Genomic DNA, 16,192 nt, shown 5'->3' with positions numbered 1-16,192 from the left:
CTTTTGCGCACTCTTGTCGGGACAGGAAGTGCAAGATCGACGAGGGGTGGGGCTAGCGGTGGTGCATGCCGAGGCGCAGCAGCACGAACCGCAACACTGTGGCGGCCAGGTTCGCGGCCACCAGCACGGCCAGCTCCACCGACCGGCCCGGCACGGCCGAGACGGCATGGAGTACTGCCAACGCGCCGCTGGTCAACGCCAGGCCGAGGGCGAAGGCCAGCAACCCCTGCGCGTGATGCCGGGCGGCGTGGCGGCGTCCACTGATGCCGAACGTCAGCCGCCGGTTCGCGGCCGTGTTCGCCACCGCGGTCACCAACAATGCCAACAGGTTCGCCGGCTGCGCGCCGAGCAGGCCCCGAATGGCCACAAACAGCAGCAGGTACGCGAGCGTGCTCGCCACACCGACCGCCGCGAACCGGACCAGCTGCCGGGGCAACCCGACCGGCAGCTGCCCCGGCAGCGCCGAGCCGGGCTCGGTCCCCGACCTGGTCAGCGGCGTTCCGCCCGCCTGCACACGGAGCCCGGTCAACGGCGTCTCGCCCGATTGCGCTCGCCGCCCGGTCAACGGCTCCCGGCCGAGTTGCGCGCGCAGGTCGGCCAGAGGCAGCGTCCCGGTCAGCAGCGCCCGGCCGAGCCGACCCACGCCGCGCAGGTCGGCCAGGGCGGTGGCGACGATGTCCACGCGGCTGTCCGGGTCGTCGATCCAGTCCACCGGCACCTCGTGGATGCGCAGCCCCGCCCGCTGGGCCAGTACCAGCAGCTCCGTGTCGAAGAACCAGCCGGTGTCGCGCACCACCGGCAGCAGTTCCATGGCCACGTCGGCCCGGATCGCCTTGAACCCGCACTGCGCGTCGGAGAACCGCGCCGCCAACGCACCGCGCAGCAGCAGGTTGTAGGCCCGGGAGATCACCTCCCGTTTGGTGCCACGCACCACCCGGGAGGTACGCGCCAGCCGGGTGCCGATCGCCAGGTCGGAGTGGCCGGAGATGAGCGGCGCGACAAGTGGCAACAGCGCCGCCAGGTCGGTGGAGAGGTCCACGTCCATGTACGCCAGCACCGGCGCTGACGACGCCGACCAGGCGGCCGACAGCGCCCGTCCCCGTCCCTTGGCGTCCAGGTGCAGCACCTCGACGCCGGGCAGTTCAGCGGCCAGGCCGTCGGCCACCTTGAGGGTGTCGTCGACGCTGGCGTTGTCGGCGACGGTGATCTGGAACGGGTACGGGAAGTGTGCGCTCAGGTGGGCGTGCAGTCGTCGTACGCACGGCCCGAGGTCGACCTCCTCGTTGTGGACCGGGATGACCACGTCCAACACGGCGGCGGTGGGTCGGGCCTGGATGGCGGGCCGTGGTCCGCCCAGCATCGTCACGACGCCCCCGCAGTGGCGCTGAGGTCGTAGAGGGTGACCCCGTCGACGGTCTGCGCCGTGAACGTCTCCGCGACCCAGGCGGCGATCTCCTGGGAGGCCGCGCTGCCGCCGTTGGCCCGGAAGCCACCGCCACCGACGAAGTAGTGGACCTTCCCGTCGGCCACGTAGCGCTGGAACTGCGCCAGCGTCGGTGACGGGTCACTACCGTTGAACCCGCCGATCGCCATCACCGGGTCACCGGTGGCGAGCTGGTAACCGGACGCGTTGTTCGAGCCGATGGTCGCGGCCACCCACGTGTAGTCCGCGCTGTCGCGCTCCAGCAGCTCGCGCAGTGCGGCGCTCGGCTCACGGGCGTCGAGCAGCCCGCCCATGCCCCCACCGGCCGAGCGCCCCTGCCCGCCGGTGGCGCCGGGGCCCTGACCGCCCGGGAAACCGGGTGCGCCGTTACGACCACCGCCCGGGAAGGCGGGCCCCTGACCGCCATTGCGGCCGCCGTTCTGCCCGCCACCGTTCTGCCCGCCGCTGTTCTGGCCGCCACCGTTTTGGCCGCCACCGTTCTGGCCGCCACCGTTCTGGCCGCCACCGTTCTGGCCGCCGCCGGGGAACTGGCCGCCGCCGGGGAGTTGGCCGCCGGCCGGCAGTTCCATGCCGCCGGGCGGTCGCCCGCCGGGGAAGCCGCCCCGGCCGAATCCGCCCGCCACGAACGGGCCGGCGCTCGGGATCGACCCGGTGTGCGGGGTCGCGGCGGTCTGCACCGCGTACGCCACCGGGCCGGCGAGGGCCGCCGCCGCGCCCAGGCCCAGCACCACCGGCGCCAACCGGCGGGGCAGTCGGGTGACGAGCAGGAGCAGCACTGCGCCGACCAGGCCGGCGACGAGCAACGCGGTCCGCAGCCACGGGTACCAGTCGGGGCTGCGTCCGAGCAGCACCCACGCCCACCAGACGGTGACCGCGAGGGTGCCGGCGAGGGTCGCCGTGGCGGCCAGCGGACTCCACCGCTGCCAGCGAGTGCCGCCAGCGTCGCCGGGCGCGGGCCGCAGTCGGCGGTGCCGCCAGAGCAGCGTCACACCGATGCCGACGAGCGCGCCGATCGCCGGTGCGAGCGCCACCGTGTAGTAGGCGTGGAAGATCCCGGACATGAAGCTGAAGATCAGGCCGGTGACCAGCAGCCAACCGCCCCAGAGCAGCAGCCCGGCCCGGGTGCGGTCGGTGCGGGCCGCCCGCCCGGCCAGCAGCAGACCGGCGACCAGCAGGATCAGCGCGGCCGGCAACAGCCAGGAGACCTGACCGCCGATCTCGCCACCGAACATCCGCAGCACGCCGTTCTGCCCGGAGAACGGGCCACCACCGCCGCCCGGCCGGGGGCCACCACCGCCGACGCTGCCGACCTCCTCGCCGGTGATCCGGCCGAGTCCGTTGTAGCCGAGGGTCAACTCCAGGATGCTGTTGCCCTGCGAGCCGCCGATGTACGGGCGGGCACTCGCCGGCACCACCTCGACGAGCGCCACCCACCAGCCGGCGGAGACCACCACCGCCAGCCCCGCCAGCAGCACCTGCCGGACCCGCCGCCACAGCCCGGTCGGCGCGGCCAGCAGGTAGACGCCGGCGAAGACCGGGACCACAAGGAACGCCTGCAACATCTTGGTGAGGAAGCCGAAGCCGACGAGCACACCGACCAGCACGATCCACCGGGTGCTTGCCGTCTCCAGCGCACGCACGGTGGCGTACGCCCCGGCGACCAGCAGCAGGACCAGCAGCGCGTCCGGGTTGTTGAACCGGAACATCAGCGTCGCCACCGGGGTGACCGCGAGGACCGCGCCGGCGATCAGAGCGGCGGCCGGCCCGTACCAGCGCTTCACCGTCGCGTGGAGCACGCCCACCGAGGCGACCCCGCAGATCGCCTGCGGTACGAGCATCGCCCAGCTGTTCAGCCCGAAGATCCGTACGGACAGGGCCATCAGCCACAGCGACGCGGGTGTCTTGTCGACGGTGATGGAGTTGGCGGCGTCCGACGAGCCGTAGAGGAACGCCTTCCAGCTCACCGAGCCGGCCTGCACGGCCGCCGCGTAGAACGAGTTCGCCCAGCCCGACGCGCCCAGCCCCCACAGGTAGAGCAGGCCGGTGGCGAGCAGCAGGATCACCAGCGCGGGCCGGGCCCAGGCCGGCGGGCGGCACGTCGGCGGCGAGTCCTCGTCGGGGCGGGCGGCCGTCGGCGGCTCGGGTGCGGCGGGCGCCGTCGGCAGGGTCTCTGTTCTGTCCATGCGGCCAGCCTCGGCGGCCAGGCTGGCGCGACCCCGTGCGCAGACTATGCGTCAGCTGTGGGATTCGGCAGCCGGACGGTGAACACCGTCCGACCGGGACGGCTCTGCACCTCGACCGTCCCGTGGTGGGCCTCCACCACCGCCGCGACGATCGCCAGGCCGAGGCCGGTGCTGCCGTGCGCGCGGGACCGGGAGCTGTCGCCCCGGGCGAACCGCTCGAACATCTCCGGTTGCAGCTGCACCGGCACGCCCGGCCCGTCGTCGGCGACGGTGAGCACGGCACTCGCGGCGTCGACAGCAAGGGTGGTGGTGACGGTGCTGCCGGGCGGGGTGTGCACGCGGGCGTTGGTGAGCAGGTTCGCCACCACCTGGTGCAGCCGGGCGGCGTCGCCCGGCACCCGGATCGCCACCTCGGGCAGGTCGAGCTGCCAGCGGTGTTCGGGGCCGGCGACGTGCGCGTCACTGACCGCGTTCACCAGCAGAGCGGTCAGGTCCACCGGTTCGGCAGCGAGCGGCCGGCCGCTGTCGAGGCGGGCCAGCAGCAGCAGATCGTCGACGAGGCTGGTCATCCGGGTGCTCTCCGACTCCACCCGGCGCAGCGCGTGCGCCACGTCGGGGGGAACCTCGTCGCGGCCACGGCGGGCCACCTCGGCGTAGCCGCGGATCGCCGCGAGCGGCGTCCGCAGTTCATGGCTGGCGTCGGCGACGAACTGGCGTACCCGGGTCTCGCTGGCCTGCCGGGCGGAGAGCGCGTCGGCGACGTGGCCCAGCATCCGGTTCAGCGCCGCCCCCACCTGGCCGACCTCCGTGCGGCTGTCGGTGTCGGCGGCCGGCACCCGGACGGCGAGCGCCACCTCCCCACGGTCCAGGGGCAGTTCGGTGACGCGGGTGGCGGTGGCGGCCACCCGGTGCAGCGGTCGCAGGGTCGCCCGCACGATCAACGCGCCCGCCACACCGGCGAGGAGCAGCCCGACCGCGGCCACCCCGGCCTGCGCGGCGACAAGCGCCCAGATGGTCTCCTGGACACCGGAGAGGGGGATCGCGACGACGCGTACCCGGCCTTCCCAGTACTGGCGGGCCACGGCCCGGTAGTCACCGCGATCGCCGAGGTCGACGGTGCGCGGTCTGGCGTCGACCGGCAGGTCGGCCAGGACGGCGACCTCCCCCACCTGGACGGGCTGCGGGTCGGGGAACTCGTTGGAGACGCTCCTGGTCAGGGTCCGGGCGCTGGTCACGCGACCGTCGGTGATCTCGGCGACCACGGTGCCGGACGGCAGCCCGGGTGGGATGCCCGGTCCGTCACCGGGGAAGGCCGGCCGCCCCGGACGGTCGCCCCGCATGGCCGTCGCGGGGGCCAGCTGGGCGTCGAGCCGGTCGATCAGGAAGTGCCGCAGCGCCACGGTGGTCAGGCCCCCGATCGCGACACTCACCAACGCGAGAAGCGCGAGCAGGGCAAACACCAGTCGGGTACGCAGGGAGCGCCCGGCCAGCCACCCACGGGCGGCGCGCAGCCGGCGGCGCCTACTCGGCGGGTCTGAGGACATAACCCGCGCCACGCAGCGTGTGGATCATCGGTGCCCGGCCGGCGTCGATCTTCTTACGTAGGTACGAGATGTACAGCTCCACCACGTTGGCCTGGCCGCCGAAGTCGTAGTTCCACACCCGGTCGAGGATCTGCGCCTTGCTCAGCACCCGGCGCGGATTGCGCATCAGGTACCGCAGCAACTCGAACTCGGTCGCGGTGAGGGTGACCAGCTGACCGGCCCGGCGGACCTCGTGGCTGTCCTCGTCGAGGCTGAGGTCACCGACGGTCAGCACCGCCTCCTCCTGCGCGGCGATCGCCAGCCCGGAACGGCGCAGCAGCGCGCGCAGCCGGGCGATCACCTCCTCCAGGCTGAACGGTTTGGTCACGTAGTCGTCGCCGCCGACGGTCAACCCGGCGATGCGTTCCTCGACCGCGTCGCGGGCGGTCAGGAAGAGCACCGGCACGGAGGGGGCGTGCTCGCGCAGCCGGCGTAGCACCTGGAAGCCGTCCAGGTCGGGCAGCATCACGTCGAGCACCACGGCATCCGGCTGGAACTGTCGGGCGGTGCTCAACGCCGCCATGCCGTTGCCGGCGGTGCGGACCTGCCAGCCCTCGTAGCGCAGGGCCATCGACAGCAGGTCGGTGAGCGTGGGTTCGTCGTCGACCACCAGAACCCGGACGGGTTCCCCGTCGGGGCGACGCAGCTCGATCCGGCTCGGCGCGGCCTGCCCGTTCATGACCATGGGCCCCATGGTGGCCGCCACGCCTGTGCCGCGCCCCAGCGGAAGCTGTGCGCGAGCTGTGCGGGCGGGCCGACGCGACGCCGGCGACACCACCGGTCAGCCCCGCCTCGTGGTCACTCGGACACCCCGTACGCGTCGGTGCGCACGAACCGCATGCTCCAGCCGCCGGCCTCGTCGGGCCGGTCGCGTTCGTAGAGGTGGTCGGGGCCGGGCTGCACCGGCCCGGTGCCGTCCGGGTGCCGCATGATCCAACGCTGGGGTGGGGCGCCGTCCGACCCGGCCGGCAGCAGTCGGACCAGGCCGTCCGCGGGCCCGCCGACGAAGCGTACGGTGACCTCGCTCATCGCGGCGCCCCCTTTGGGTGACCGTGCCGGCACAATCGGTGACGCCGGCTCTGGCTCGCAAGCTACCGCACCCACCGCTTCGTCGCAGCGAGGTGTGCGGGGCCCGCGCGCCCCGAACGGGCCTCGGTTTGCCCAGTTCGGGGGGCGGGTACCGCGATCGGAGCAACCCGGCCGTCGGCGGGGCGAAGACGAGGAGCGGTCGATGCGGATGCTGGACGAGCGGTACCGGCTCGAACAGCGCATCGGTGTGGGCGGGATGTCCGAGGTGTGGCGGGCCTACGACCAGGTGCTGGACCGGCCGGTAGCGGTGAAGCTCATCTCGCCCGGCCGCGACGATCGGGACGGCCCGGTGGACCGGATCCGGGCGGAGGCGCGGTCGGCGGCCCGGCTGGAACACCCCAACGTGGCGAGCGTGCACGACTTCGGCACCTCCACGACGTGGCCGGGCCGACCGGTGCCCTACATCGTCATGGAGCTGGCCGAGGGTGAGACGCTCGCCGTGCACCTGCGCGCCGGGCCGCTGGACTGGCAGATCGCGGTGCGGGTCTGCGCGGAGGTCGCCGCCGCGCTGGCCGCCGCGCACGCCGAGGGCATCGTGCACCGGGACGTCAAGCCCGCCAACGTCATCCTCACCCCGGCCGGGGTGAAGGTGCTCGACTTCGGTATCGCCATCGCCGCCGGAGAGGCCGATCCGATGCCGACCGGCATGGTGCTCGGCACCCCGGCGTACCTGGCGCCCGAGCAGCTGGACGAGGCGCCCGCCACCCCCGCCGCCGACATGTACGCCCTCGGCGTGCTGCTCTACTACAGCCTGACGGCCCGCCTGCCCTACCGCGCTACCACCTCCAGCGAGTTGCTCGTCGCCCGCCGGTGTCAGCCACCGGAGCCGCTGCCCGACATTCCGGGGCTCCCACCGGAGGCCGCCGAGCTGTGCCACTCCTGCCTCGACGAGGACCCCGAGCAGCGTCCGACCAGCCTGGTCGCCGCGCTGCTGCTGGCCGAGGCCGTGGACGCCCGGGTGTACGTGCCGATGACGATCCCGACGACCCGCCGGCCGGCCCCGACGTCGCCGTGGACCGAACGGGCCGCCGCGGAGGCCACCGAGGCGGTTGCGCTGGTGGACGAGCCGAACCTGCCCGCCGGGCGCTGACGGCCGGCCCTGCGGCGTCTCGCCGGGCGCGGCCCTGCGGCGGCGTTTCGCCGGGCGCGGCCTGCGGCGGCGTTTCGCTGGGCGCGGCCCTGCGGCGTTTCGCTGGGCGGCGAAGGGGTAGCCGGCTGGTGAGCGACGGGAGAAACGCGATGCCGGATCAGAGTTCCTGGCTGCGTGAGGCCACAGCGACCGCCGAGGGCGGTCACGTACGCACCGACGATGGCGGGCTCTCCACCGCGCTGGCCTCACCGCTGGCGCCGCACTGCACCGGGCTGACCCCGGAACAGTTGCTGGCCGCGGCCTTCGCCTCCTGCCTGCACCACGCGGCGGTGGAGGTGGCCGGGGAGATCACCGACGAGGCGCACACCGTGCAGGTCCGCGCGGAGGCGAAGCTGGGGCGGGACAACGACGGCAGGTACCGGGCCGACGTCCACGCGGAGATCTCCTCAGCCGGGCTGAGCCGGGATCAGCTGGCCGACCTGGTCGAGTACGCCGACCGGCTCTGGCCGTTCTCCAGCAGCGACGCCAGTCGCCACCGCCTGACCGTCACCCCAGCCGAAAACGGCCGCCACTGACCCAGGCCCCAGCCACCTCGCACCCACACGCCCCACCGGGCGCGGCACGGACGGCCTCGGTGCCACCCGTGGCACTGACGGCCTCGGTGCCACCCGTGGCACTGACGGCCTCGGTGCCACCCGTGGCACTGACGGCCTCGGTGCCACCCACCGAGCGCCGACCTAGCGCCCTCGCACGCCCCACCGCGCCGACCTTGCACACGCGCCGCATCGCGCCTCATCGCGCCCCGTCGCGCCCCGTCGCGCCGATCTTGCACTTTCGGTCGTCGGAATGAGGGATATGCCCCTTATGCCGCGACAGAAACTGCAAGATCGGCGAGCCGGGTGGGATCCCGGGGCGGTGCGGGCGGCGGGCGGCGAGTGGCGAGTGGCGAGTGGCCGGCGGGGCCGGCGGGGCCGGCGGGCAGAGCGGGGCCGGCGGGCAGAGCGGGGCCGGCGGGCAGAGCGGGGCCGGCGGGCAGAGCGGGGTGGGCGGGCAGAGCGGGGTGGGCAGAGCAGACGTCGGCGGGGGCCGGTTGGTGGGGGTGCGCCTCGGCTCTTCGGCCTACCTCTGGCGGTGGCTGGAGATGCAGCCAGCCGAGGGGCGGGCGAGTGGATTCACCCGGCAAGTCGGGAATAACCGTCTGGCGTTAGTCGCGAGGTTGATCGACTCTACTCCCGCTTTGCCCTTTGAAGTCGGCATGATCAGGGCAAATTGTGGCGCATGCCACCGTACGGGCTGGTGGCATCGGGCATTCAGCTCTCTAGCCTCGTCAGGTGCACCCCGACGACCCCTCCGCCCAGAAGCTGACCGACGCGCGCCCGACCACCCCTTCGGACGACGCCGCCTCAACCGAACGGACGATCGGCCGTCACCGCGCTGCCGAGCCGCCGCGGCGTGCCCTGCTGGGCTCGACCCCGGTGCGGGTGGCGCTGGCCACCGGCGTCACCTGCTGCCTCAGCCTCGTCGCGGTCGCCACCGCGCGCGGCAACGACGACACCCCCCGTACGGTCGAGCCGCTGGCCGAGGCGGTGGCCGATCGCGCCGCCATCGCCGACGAGCGCGCCTCCCGGTCGCTGGACCGCGACGCCGCCCCCGCCCGGATCCTGCCGCCCAGCCCGACGGCGAAGCCCACGCCCAGTCCCACCGCCGTCCGCAAGGCACCCAAGAAGCCGGTCAAGCCCCGCCGCCCCCGGCCGGTCGCCGGCCTCGACCAGGCGCAGATGGACAACGCGAAGATCATCGTGGACGTCGGCCTGGAGATGAAGATGCCGCGCCGCGCCCTGGTGGTGGCACTCTCCACCGCCATGCAGGAGAGCAACCTCTACAACCTGGCCAGCGACGTCCTGCCGGAGTCGGCGGAGTACCCGAACCAGGGCAGCGGCTCCGACCACGACTCGGTCGGGCTGTTCCAGCAGCGGCCCAGCAGCGGTTGGGGGACGGTGGCCCAGCTGATGCGCCCGTCGTACGCCGCGCGGGCCTTCTACAGCGCGCTCAACGAGATCCCCGGCTGGCAGGACATGAGCGTCACGGCAGCCGCCCAGTCCGTGCAGATCTCCGCCTACCCGGACGCGTACGCCCAGCACGAGGATCGGGCGACCACCGTCGCGGCGGCGCTCACCGCCTGAGCCGGGCTCCTACGCCCGCGCGTCTCAGCGACGGCCCGGCGGAGGCTGCGCGCCCTCGTCCACGCCGCCGACCCCGACCCGGCTACCCGGCACCCCGGCGGCTGCCGTGGGAGTGTCGGCGGGCACCTGCTCGACGGTCACCTGGCTGAGGATCTCGTCCACCCGTACCTCGCGCCGTCGGCGAGCGTCCAGCGCCGCCTCGAAGTCTCGTCGGGCCTGCACGGCCTCCGCGTACGCCCGCTCCCGCACCCGCCGTGCCTCGTCGCGGGCCTCGTCCAACTCGGCGCGGGCCTGGGCCAGGACATCGGCTGCCTCGCGCCGCACCGCGTCACCGGCGGGCCGGGTGGTAGCGGCGTCGCCCAGGTCGAGTCGTCGCAGGAGGCCACCGAGCGCGGCTGCCTCCTGCCGGATCTCGTCCCATTCCCCGGCCGCGCCCTCGGCCCGCGCCGCGAGCCGGGACAACCGCACCCCCAGCTCGTCCAGGCAGTAATCCACCTGCCGCTGGTCGTAACCGGTCTCAACGACGGAGAACCTCATACTGTCGCCCCCAGGCAGCTGCTGTTACTTCCCCACCTGGATCCTCGGCCGCTACCGCTCGCGCCGAGGGGGTTCGGGGAAAATGTTCAGCATGCGCGCAGGTGGCGCGCGGACCTCAGACCCGCTTGGGCAGCACGACGACCCGGCCGAAGAACTCGTCGATGCGGCGGACCACGTCGTTGAAGTCGTCCAGGTCGATGGGCTTGGTGACGTACGCGTTGGCCTGCAAGGTGTAGCTGCCGACGATGTCGGTGTCGGCGTTGGAGGTGGTCAGCACGACGATCGGGATGGTCCGCAGATCCTCGTCCTGCTTGACCGCCCCGAGCACCTGGCGACCGTCCATCCGCGGCATGTTCAGGTCCAGCAGGATCACGTCGGGTCGGCGGGCATCTTCGTGCCGCCCCTCGGCGCGGAGGAACTCCATCGCCTCCTCGCCGTCACTCACCACGTCGATGATCTTGTCGACGTCGGAGTCCGCCAACGCTTCCTCGATCATCAGCACGTCACCCGGGTCGTCGTCGACCACCAGGATGCGTACCGGCTGCGGGCTGTCTGCGCCCATCACTACCTGCCTCGGAGTCGACGGGGACGGGACCCTGACGGTCACCGCGTTGGCGGGGGAAATGCTGGCGGGGAAATCTAGCCCATCAGGAAGCACTGCGGGACGCGGGGTCGACCGGCTCCGGTTCGTACCGCAACACGTCGGCGAGGCCGGTCACCCGCAGCACCCGCTCGACCCGCCCGTGGGCACCGGTGAGCCGGAGCCACCCCCCGTCGGCCGCCAGCTGGTTGTCGCCCCGGACGAAAACGGCCATCCCGGTCGAGTCGCAGAACGTGAGGTCGGTCAGGTCGAGCAGCACCCTGGTCTCGCCCGCCGCCGTGAGCCGGTCGATGGCGGCGGTCAGCGTGGGGGCGGTGCTCAGGTCCAGCTCGCCCACGAGCCGCAGGCAGGCGCCTTCCCCGTCGCGCTCGACGTCGTCGACGCTGAACGTCACCGTTCTCCCCCTCGCTCCACCCGGGGGGTGGGACGTTTGCAGTCCGGCAAGTATACGCAGAGCTGACTCGTCCGCCGCCGAGCGCGGTGATCGATCCGGATGCCCCCGACGGGCCGCTCAGCGGGCGGTGCCGGGCAGCGCCGCGCATCCCAGCGCCAGCGCCCGCGCCGCCCGGGGGAAGTCCCGCAACGTGGCGGCGTAGTGCTCCAGCGGCAGGACAACCGCCCCGGCTGGCACCCCACGACTTCCCAGAATCCCCGACAGCCACTGCACGAACTCCGTGAACAGGGACGGGTCGTCGACGTAGACCGCGGCAGCCAGGAAATCCACGATGTGGCCCAGGTCGCTCACTGTCGCGTCGAGCTGCGCGGCGGTGTACGCCCGTGCCGCCGGCACCCGCTCCCGCAACTGCGCCAACGCGCTGTCGATCAGCTCACCGCGACGGCGCACCAGGCTGGCGTACTCGTCGTCGGCCAGGTGGGCCAGCCGCGCCGGCGGCGCCGCGCGCAGCGCCCGCTCGTCGGCGATCAGCTCGGCCGCCGAGGGCGCGTCCGGTGCCCAGGCCACCCCGAGTCGACGCGCCCAGCGGCCGTCCGTGCCGAACCCGCGCCCGCCGACCACCACCGGGACGTCGGAGCGGCGGCAAGCCTCGATCATGCGGTGGGCGTACGGCAGGCGCATCGGCAGCGCGCACGCCAACGCGACCGCGTGCGCGTCGTGGCGGTGCAGGTACGACACGAGGTGCGCCGCGGGGACGCTGGCGCCCAGGAAGGTCACCTGCCACCCGCGTAAGCGCAGCACCTCGGCCACCAGCCGGGGCGGCAGCGCGTGCCACTCGCCGTCCATGCAGGCGACCACGACCCGGCCGTTGATCGGCTGCGGCCTCGCGTGCGCGGAGACCGCCGCCACCACCTGCTCACTGATGTGGGTTGCCGCGTGCTCCTGGGCGACGCTCCACTCGTTGCGGGCCCACCGCTCACCCACCTCGGCCTGCGCGGGCGCGACCAGGTCGAGCAGCACCCGCTCCGCCGGGACGCCCGCGTCGAGCAGACTGATCGCCAGGTCGGTCGCGGCGTACTCGTCGGCGTCCGCGAGGTGCGCCAGATATCCGGAGTACGCCTCGTCGAGGTCACTGGTGGTCGTGGCGGCGGTCACGCGTCAGGCTCCGTGGTGTGGTCGACAACGGCGGGCACCGAGTGCAGGTGGCGTGCCCCGCGCCCGCCCAGGCCGGCCGCCCGCAGCGCCAGCACGGCGATGTCGTCGTGGTCGCCCTGGGCCAGCCAGTCGCAGGTGATCTGCTCGACCCGTTCGGCCAGGGCCGGGGCGGGCATCCGGTGGCAGCCGGTCAGCGCGGTGACCAGCCGCTCCGGGCCGAACTGCTCGTCCCCGCGCCGGCCGCCCCGGGCCTCGGTCACCCCGTCGCTGTAGAGCAGGCAGGTCTCGCCCGGCGCCAGCCGCACCGTCACCTCGCCGACGCGGGGGTCGGGCACCACCCCGATCAGCATGCCGCGCAGCGGCACCGTCTCCACCTCACCGGAGGCGCGCAGCACCAGTGGTGGCAGATGCCCGCCGCCGGCCATGGTGAGGGTGAGGCCGCCGTCGCGCTCCGGGCGGGCCACGCCGAGCACGATGGTGGCGAAGCGGCCCTGGCCGTGCGCCTGGGTCGTCTCCAGCAACGCGTCGTTGAGCAGTCGCAGCAACCGCGCCGGGTGCGACTCCAACCGGTGCAGCGCCTGCAGGCACTGGCGCAGTTGGCCGGTGAAGACGGCGGCTTCGACGCCCTTGCCCGACACGTCGCCGAGGAAGAACACCGAACCGCCGTCGGGGAGCCGGTGGGAGCCGTAGAAGTCGCCGCCGATGCGCAGTCCCGCCTGCGCGGGCCGGTACGCGGTGCCCCACTGCACGCCGGCCGCCTCGACCGGCTCGACCGGCAGGAGGCTGGCCTGGAGGGTGTCGGCCACCTCGGCCTGGTCGCGGTAGAGCAGCGCGGTGGTCAACGCCGCGCCCGCGCGGGCCGCGAACGCGCGGACCAGCTCGACGTCGTCCTCGTCGTACCAGCGGGTGGCGCGACGGGCCACCAGCAGCACACCGACCGGCGCGTCGCGGCCCGGCAGCGGGACGACCCGGGCGGCGCTGTCGGTGCCGGCCAGCCCCGGCAGCCAACCGGCGTCGACCGCCTGCTCGACCAACCAGTCCACCGCGTGCGGCTCGGCCCCGGTCAGCCCGTCGGCGATCGCGGCCGGCAGCTCGCCGCCGGCCAGTACGCCGCTGTCCACCGTCGGCACCTCGTCGTCGGTGCGTGAGGCCCGCCACCAGCGGGCCCGTCCGGCCCGCGGGGCGAGCACCAGCACCGCCACCTCGGCCAGGGTGGGCACGGCGAGACGGACGACAGCGGCGGCGGCCCGGTCCGGGTGCAGCGGGTTGCCCAGCTTGTCGCCGACCACCGCCAGGAACGCCGAGCGAGCCCGTTCGGCCAGCAGGGCGTCGGCGCGGCTGACGCTGTCGGTGACGTCCTCGACGTACCAGCAGCAGCGGTCACCGGAGAGCGGCACCTGGCGCGCGGTGAGCCGGCGCCCGCGGTGGGTGAAGCCCCCGGGGACGCCGTCGCTCAACCCGGGCACGCCGGCCGCGCCGAGCAGCTCGCCGGGAGTCACCTCGGGCAGCAACCGCTCAGCCACCGGGCTGACGTGCCGCACGACGCCATCGGCGTCGCAGACCACCAGGCCCTCCCGGAAGTGCTCGACGACCTCCAACCAGCCGGGCGTGGCCTGCCCACGATCGGGGGCCAGCGGCGGAAGGGCCGCGGTGGGGCGGCGAACGTCGGCGGACCACGCCGAGGGTCGTGTCGTGCTCGGCGTGGAGAGCCGTCCGTCGCCCGGGTCCCAGTCCCTGACGTCGGAAGCAGTCACCAGCTGAGCCTCACTCCTTTGTCGTTCACCGAACCCGTGCCGGAACCGGCGTCCACGGTCAAAACTCTCCCGCCACCCTACGCCGCAACCCGGAAAGCGGCATCTCACGGCAGGTGGAGGCACCGCCACGGCGGGGCGTTGGACGAGGGACACGGCGACGCGTCACCGCCCCCGCTTTGCGTTTCGTGGCTCGACGAGGAAAATGGTGGGATGCCCGACCAGCTGTTGACCATCGAGACAATTCGGCTGGCCGCCGGGAACGTCCGACTCCGGCTGACCGGCGAACTCGACTACGACAGCGCGCCGGAGCTGCTCGCCGCGGCGGCCGGGCTGCGCGGCGACGAGGACGCCCCGGTTCTGGTCGACCTGACCGGGGTGACCCTCTGCGACTCCTCCGGGCTCAGCGCGTTGCTGGTGGTGCACCGCGCCGCCGGGGCGATCCGACTGACCGGGGTCAGCCCTCAGCTTCAGCGGATGCTGGACCGCACGGGCCTGACCGAGTTGCTGGCCGAGGCGTACGCCGACGACGACGTGCGCGCCACCGGCTGATCCACCGGCCACCCCCGCACCGGACGGGGTGGCCCCCGACCCTGGGACCTGGGGTCGGGGGCCGGAGGAATGTCTAGGGTGCCGTCATCGGCTGGAGCCGGGGGCCGTCCTCACGCAGCTCGCCGATCGGGGCCGGGTCGACGTCCTCGGGCTCCCCCGAATCGGGCGTCTGGTACAGGTAGCGGACGAACTGCCCACCCGCCTCGTTGTCGTCCGCGCCGGGCCACTGACCGATGCAGTCCATCCCGATCACCTCGCGGCCCGTTCCGTCGGCTTCCTCCACCAGCGCCCACAGGCTCACCGGGTAACACCTGGTGACCTCGGGTGTGAGTTGCCAGCGGGCGTACCAGCCGGGTCGAGCGGGGACGATCTCGACAACTTCCTTCATGACGACCTTCCTTCCGCGTACCTCGGAAGAACTCCGGTCCTGACCCGATCGTGCGGGCCGTGCGGGTGAGCACCCCTCACCCCCGCCGGATGAAGCGTGGGGCGGGTCGGTCCGACCCGGCCGGCGGCCTCCGTTTCCTTCTCCCAGACGGCGGGAAGGCGACTGGCGCAGCCACGATCCCCAGCGGAAGGGATGCCACCATGCGCAAGCAGATGGAGGGCGACAACCAGAGGCGCCGGGCGCTGGCCCGGCAGGCCCGGGAACAGAATCGCCAGCCGAGCGAGATCGGCGCCAGCCTGAGCGCGTCCAAGCAGCTCACGAGCCTCGACGCGGGTAAGCGGGCCGGCCCGCCAGCGGCCGGACCACACAAGTCGGACACCACGCGCGGTGGTCCGGCACCGCCGCCGGTCGGTAGCGCCGACAACCCGCGACCGCAGCCGTCGCCGCCGAGTGGCGCGGCCGGTGTGAACAGCATGGGCTACCACGACCTGGTCGACGGGGTTCGGCGTCGCGCCGGGGTCGACTTCAAGACCGCCAAGGTGGGCACCGAGGCGACAGTGCTGGTCCTCGCGTTCGCCCTGGAGGCCGCCGAGCGGCAGCGGCTGCTCGCCGCGGTGCCGGCGTCGCTGCACGACGTGCTGCCGGTCGACGGCATCGAGCGGCACCAGGACCTGCCCGGCTTCCTGGCCGAGGTGGGCCGGATCAGCGGCAACACCCCGGAGCAGGCCCGTTACCAGGCGGAGGCGACGATCGCCGCGCTCGCCGAGCAGGACGGCGACCTGGTCGAGTCGTTGCACGTACCCGACGGGTTGCGCGACCTGCTGAACCCGCCGGAGGCCGGCGGCGGCCTGGTGGGCGCATCCACCACCACACCCACCCTGGACGCTGACGAGATCAGCGCGGCGCTGGACGACCTGCCCTACTGGGCCGGCGACAGCCAGGGCCTCTACCGGGTGGTCGCCCTGCCGCCCGACAACCTGGACCGGGTGCTCGCCCGGCTCGACCGGCTTCGCCAGGACAACGGCCGCGGCCCGAGCATCGGACGTCCGGGCGACACCGCCGCCGTGTTGACAGTGCGAACCAACCAGGCCAACGGGGTCACCGCGCTCGACGTGGACCTCGCCCGCCAGATCGACGACGCGATCGACGAGGTGGGGGCCGGGATGGCCGGCGGCTGACCGGCCACCACGACACCGTCGGGCCGGCGGAGCGGGGGCGATCCCGCTTCGCCGGCCCGTCCGC

The 16,192-nt window shown here is 73.6% G+C and carries 16 protein-coding genes; 5 read left to right on the top strand and 11 right to left on the bottom strand.

All coding sequences use genetic code 11. The features are described from left to right. Positions 1 to 52: 52 nt before the first annotated feature. From AB0877_RS22040 to AB0877_RS22020, 5 genes are all read right to left on the bottom strand, one after another. Complete coding sequence (locus AB0877_RS22040; RefSeq protein ID WP_366611318.1) at positions 53 to 1,360, bottom strand: glycosyltransferase; 1,308 nt, start codon at positions 1,358 to 1,360, stop codon at positions 53 to 55. 2 nt (positions 1,361 to 1,362) lie between these two features. Beyond that, entirely contained in the window at positions 1,363 to 3,627 is a 2,265-nt protein-coding gene (locus AB0877_RS22035) for a glycosyltransferase family 39 protein (RefSeq protein ID WP_366611079.1), read from the bottom strand. A 44-nt stretch (positions 3,628 to 3,671) separates the two neighbouring features. Continuing rightward, positions 3,672 to 5,117, bottom strand: a complete 1,446-nt coding sequence (locus AB0877_RS22030; protein WP_366611316.1) for an ATP-binding protein — start codon at positions 5,115 to 5,117, stop codon at positions 3,672 to 3,674. A gap of 31 nt (positions 5,118 to 5,148) precedes the next feature. Beyond that, on the bottom strand, positions 5,149 to 5,895 hold the full coding sequence (locus tag AB0877_RS22025; protein WP_366611078.1) for a response regulator transcription factor: 747 nt from the start codon (positions 5,893 to 5,895) through the stop codon (positions 5,149 to 5,151). A gap of 113 nt (positions 5,896 to 6,008) precedes the next feature. Further along, a complete protein-coding gene (locus AB0877_RS22020; RefSeq protein WP_091408172.1) occupies positions 6,009 to 6,239 on the bottom strand; it encodes a hypothetical protein in 231 nt (76 codons plus the stop codon). A gap of 202 nt (positions 6,240 to 6,441) precedes the next feature. Between AB0877_RS22020 and AB0877_RS22015 the strand changes: the two genes are divergently transcribed. The 3 genes from AB0877_RS22015 to AB0877_RS22005 all read left to right on the top strand — a co-directional run bounded on the left by AB0877_RS22015 (position 6,442) and on the right by AB0877_RS22005 (position 9,572). Continuing rightward, positions 6,442 to 7,389, top strand: coding sequence for a serine/threonine-protein kinase (locus AB0877_RS22015; protein WP_366611076.1), 948 nt, complete (start codon positions 6,442 to 6,444; stop codon positions 7,387 to 7,389). 149 nt (positions 7,390 to 7,538) lie between these two features. After that, positions 7,539 to 7,964: an OsmC family protein gene (locus AB0877_RS22010; RefSeq protein ID WP_124819422.1), complete on the top strand. Its 426-nt coding sequence runs from the start codon at positions 7,539 to 7,541 to the stop codon at positions 7,962 to 7,964. A 756-nt stretch (positions 7,965 to 8,720) separates the two neighbouring features. Beyond that, a complete protein-coding gene (locus tag AB0877_RS22005; protein ID WP_366611075.1) occupies positions 8,721 to 9,572 on the top strand; it encodes a hypothetical protein in 852 nt (283 codons plus the stop codon). Between the two features lie 24 nt (positions 9,573 to 9,596). Here AB0877_RS22005 and AB0877_RS22000 read toward each other — a convergent pair whose 3' ends face one another. The 5 genes from AB0877_RS22000 to AB0877_RS21980 all read right to left on the bottom strand — a co-directional run bounded on the left by AB0877_RS22000 (position 9,597) and on the right by AB0877_RS21980 (position 14,013). Then, complete coding sequence (locus tag AB0877_RS22000; RefSeq protein ID WP_366611074.1) at positions 9,597 to 10,109, bottom strand: ATPase; 513 nt, start codon at positions 10,107 to 10,109, stop codon at positions 9,597 to 9,599. A gap of 115 nt (positions 10,110 to 10,224) precedes the next feature. Continuing rightward, the gene (locus AB0877_RS21995) at positions 10,225 to 10,671 is read right to left on the bottom strand and encodes a response regulator (protein WP_355009026.1); all 447 of its coding nucleotides are present in this window, start codon (positions 10,669 to 10,671) and stop codon (positions 10,225 to 10,227) included. An 85-nt stretch (positions 10,672 to 10,756) separates the two neighbouring features. After that, complete coding sequence (locus tag AB0877_RS21990) at positions 10,757 to 11,104, bottom strand: STAS domain-containing protein (RefSeq protein WP_366611073.1); 348 nt, start codon at positions 11,102 to 11,104, stop codon at positions 10,757 to 10,759. Between the two features lie 117 nt (positions 11,105 to 11,221). Beyond that, the gene (locus tag AB0877_RS21985) at positions 11,222 to 12,259 is read right to left on the bottom strand and encodes a cobalamin-dependent protein (RefSeq protein ID WP_366611072.1); all 1,038 of its coding nucleotides are present in this window, start codon (positions 12,257 to 12,259) and stop codon (positions 11,222 to 11,224) included. Next, complete coding sequence (locus AB0877_RS21980; RefSeq protein ID WP_366611070.1) at positions 12,256 to 14,013, bottom strand: PP2C family protein-serine/threonine phosphatase; 1,758 nt, start codon at positions 14,011 to 14,013, stop codon at positions 12,256 to 12,258. The genes AB0877_RS21985 and AB0877_RS21980 overlap by 4 nt, the downstream gene beginning before the upstream one ends. Positions 14,014 to 14,223: 210 nt before the next feature. On the opposite strand from AB0877_RS21980, the gene AB0877_RS21975 reads away from it, so the two are divergent. Beyond that, positions 14,224 to 14,562 (top strand): STAS domain-containing protein, encoded by a 339-nt coding sequence (locus AB0877_RS21975; RefSeq protein ID WP_366611069.1) that lies wholly within the window; start codon positions 14,224 to 14,226, stop codon positions 14,560 to 14,562. Positions 14,563 to 14,635: 73 nt separating this feature from the next. On the opposite strand, the gene AB0877_RS21970 is transcribed toward AB0877_RS21975, so the two are convergent. Continuing rightward, on the bottom strand, positions 14,636 to 14,950 hold the full coding sequence (locus tag AB0877_RS21970) for a hypothetical protein (protein WP_357233583.1): 315 nt from the start codon (positions 14,948 to 14,950) through the stop codon (positions 14,636 to 14,638). 200 nt (positions 14,951 to 15,150) lie between these two features. Between AB0877_RS21970 and AB0877_RS21965 the strand changes: the two genes are divergently transcribed. Then, positions 15,151 to 16,128 (top strand): DUF2267 domain-containing protein, encoded by a 978-nt coding sequence (locus AB0877_RS21965; RefSeq protein WP_366611067.1) that lies wholly within the window; start codon positions 15,151 to 15,153, stop codon positions 16,126 to 16,128. Positions 16,129 to 16,192: the final 64 nt, after the last annotated feature.

The organism is Micromonospora sp. NPDC047644, assembly GCF_040704315.1.
Lineage (GTDB): Bacteria > Actinomycetota > Actinomycetes > Mycobacteriales > Micromonosporaceae > Micromonospora.
This window is presented reverse-complemented; position numbering and strand designations above follow the sequence as displayed.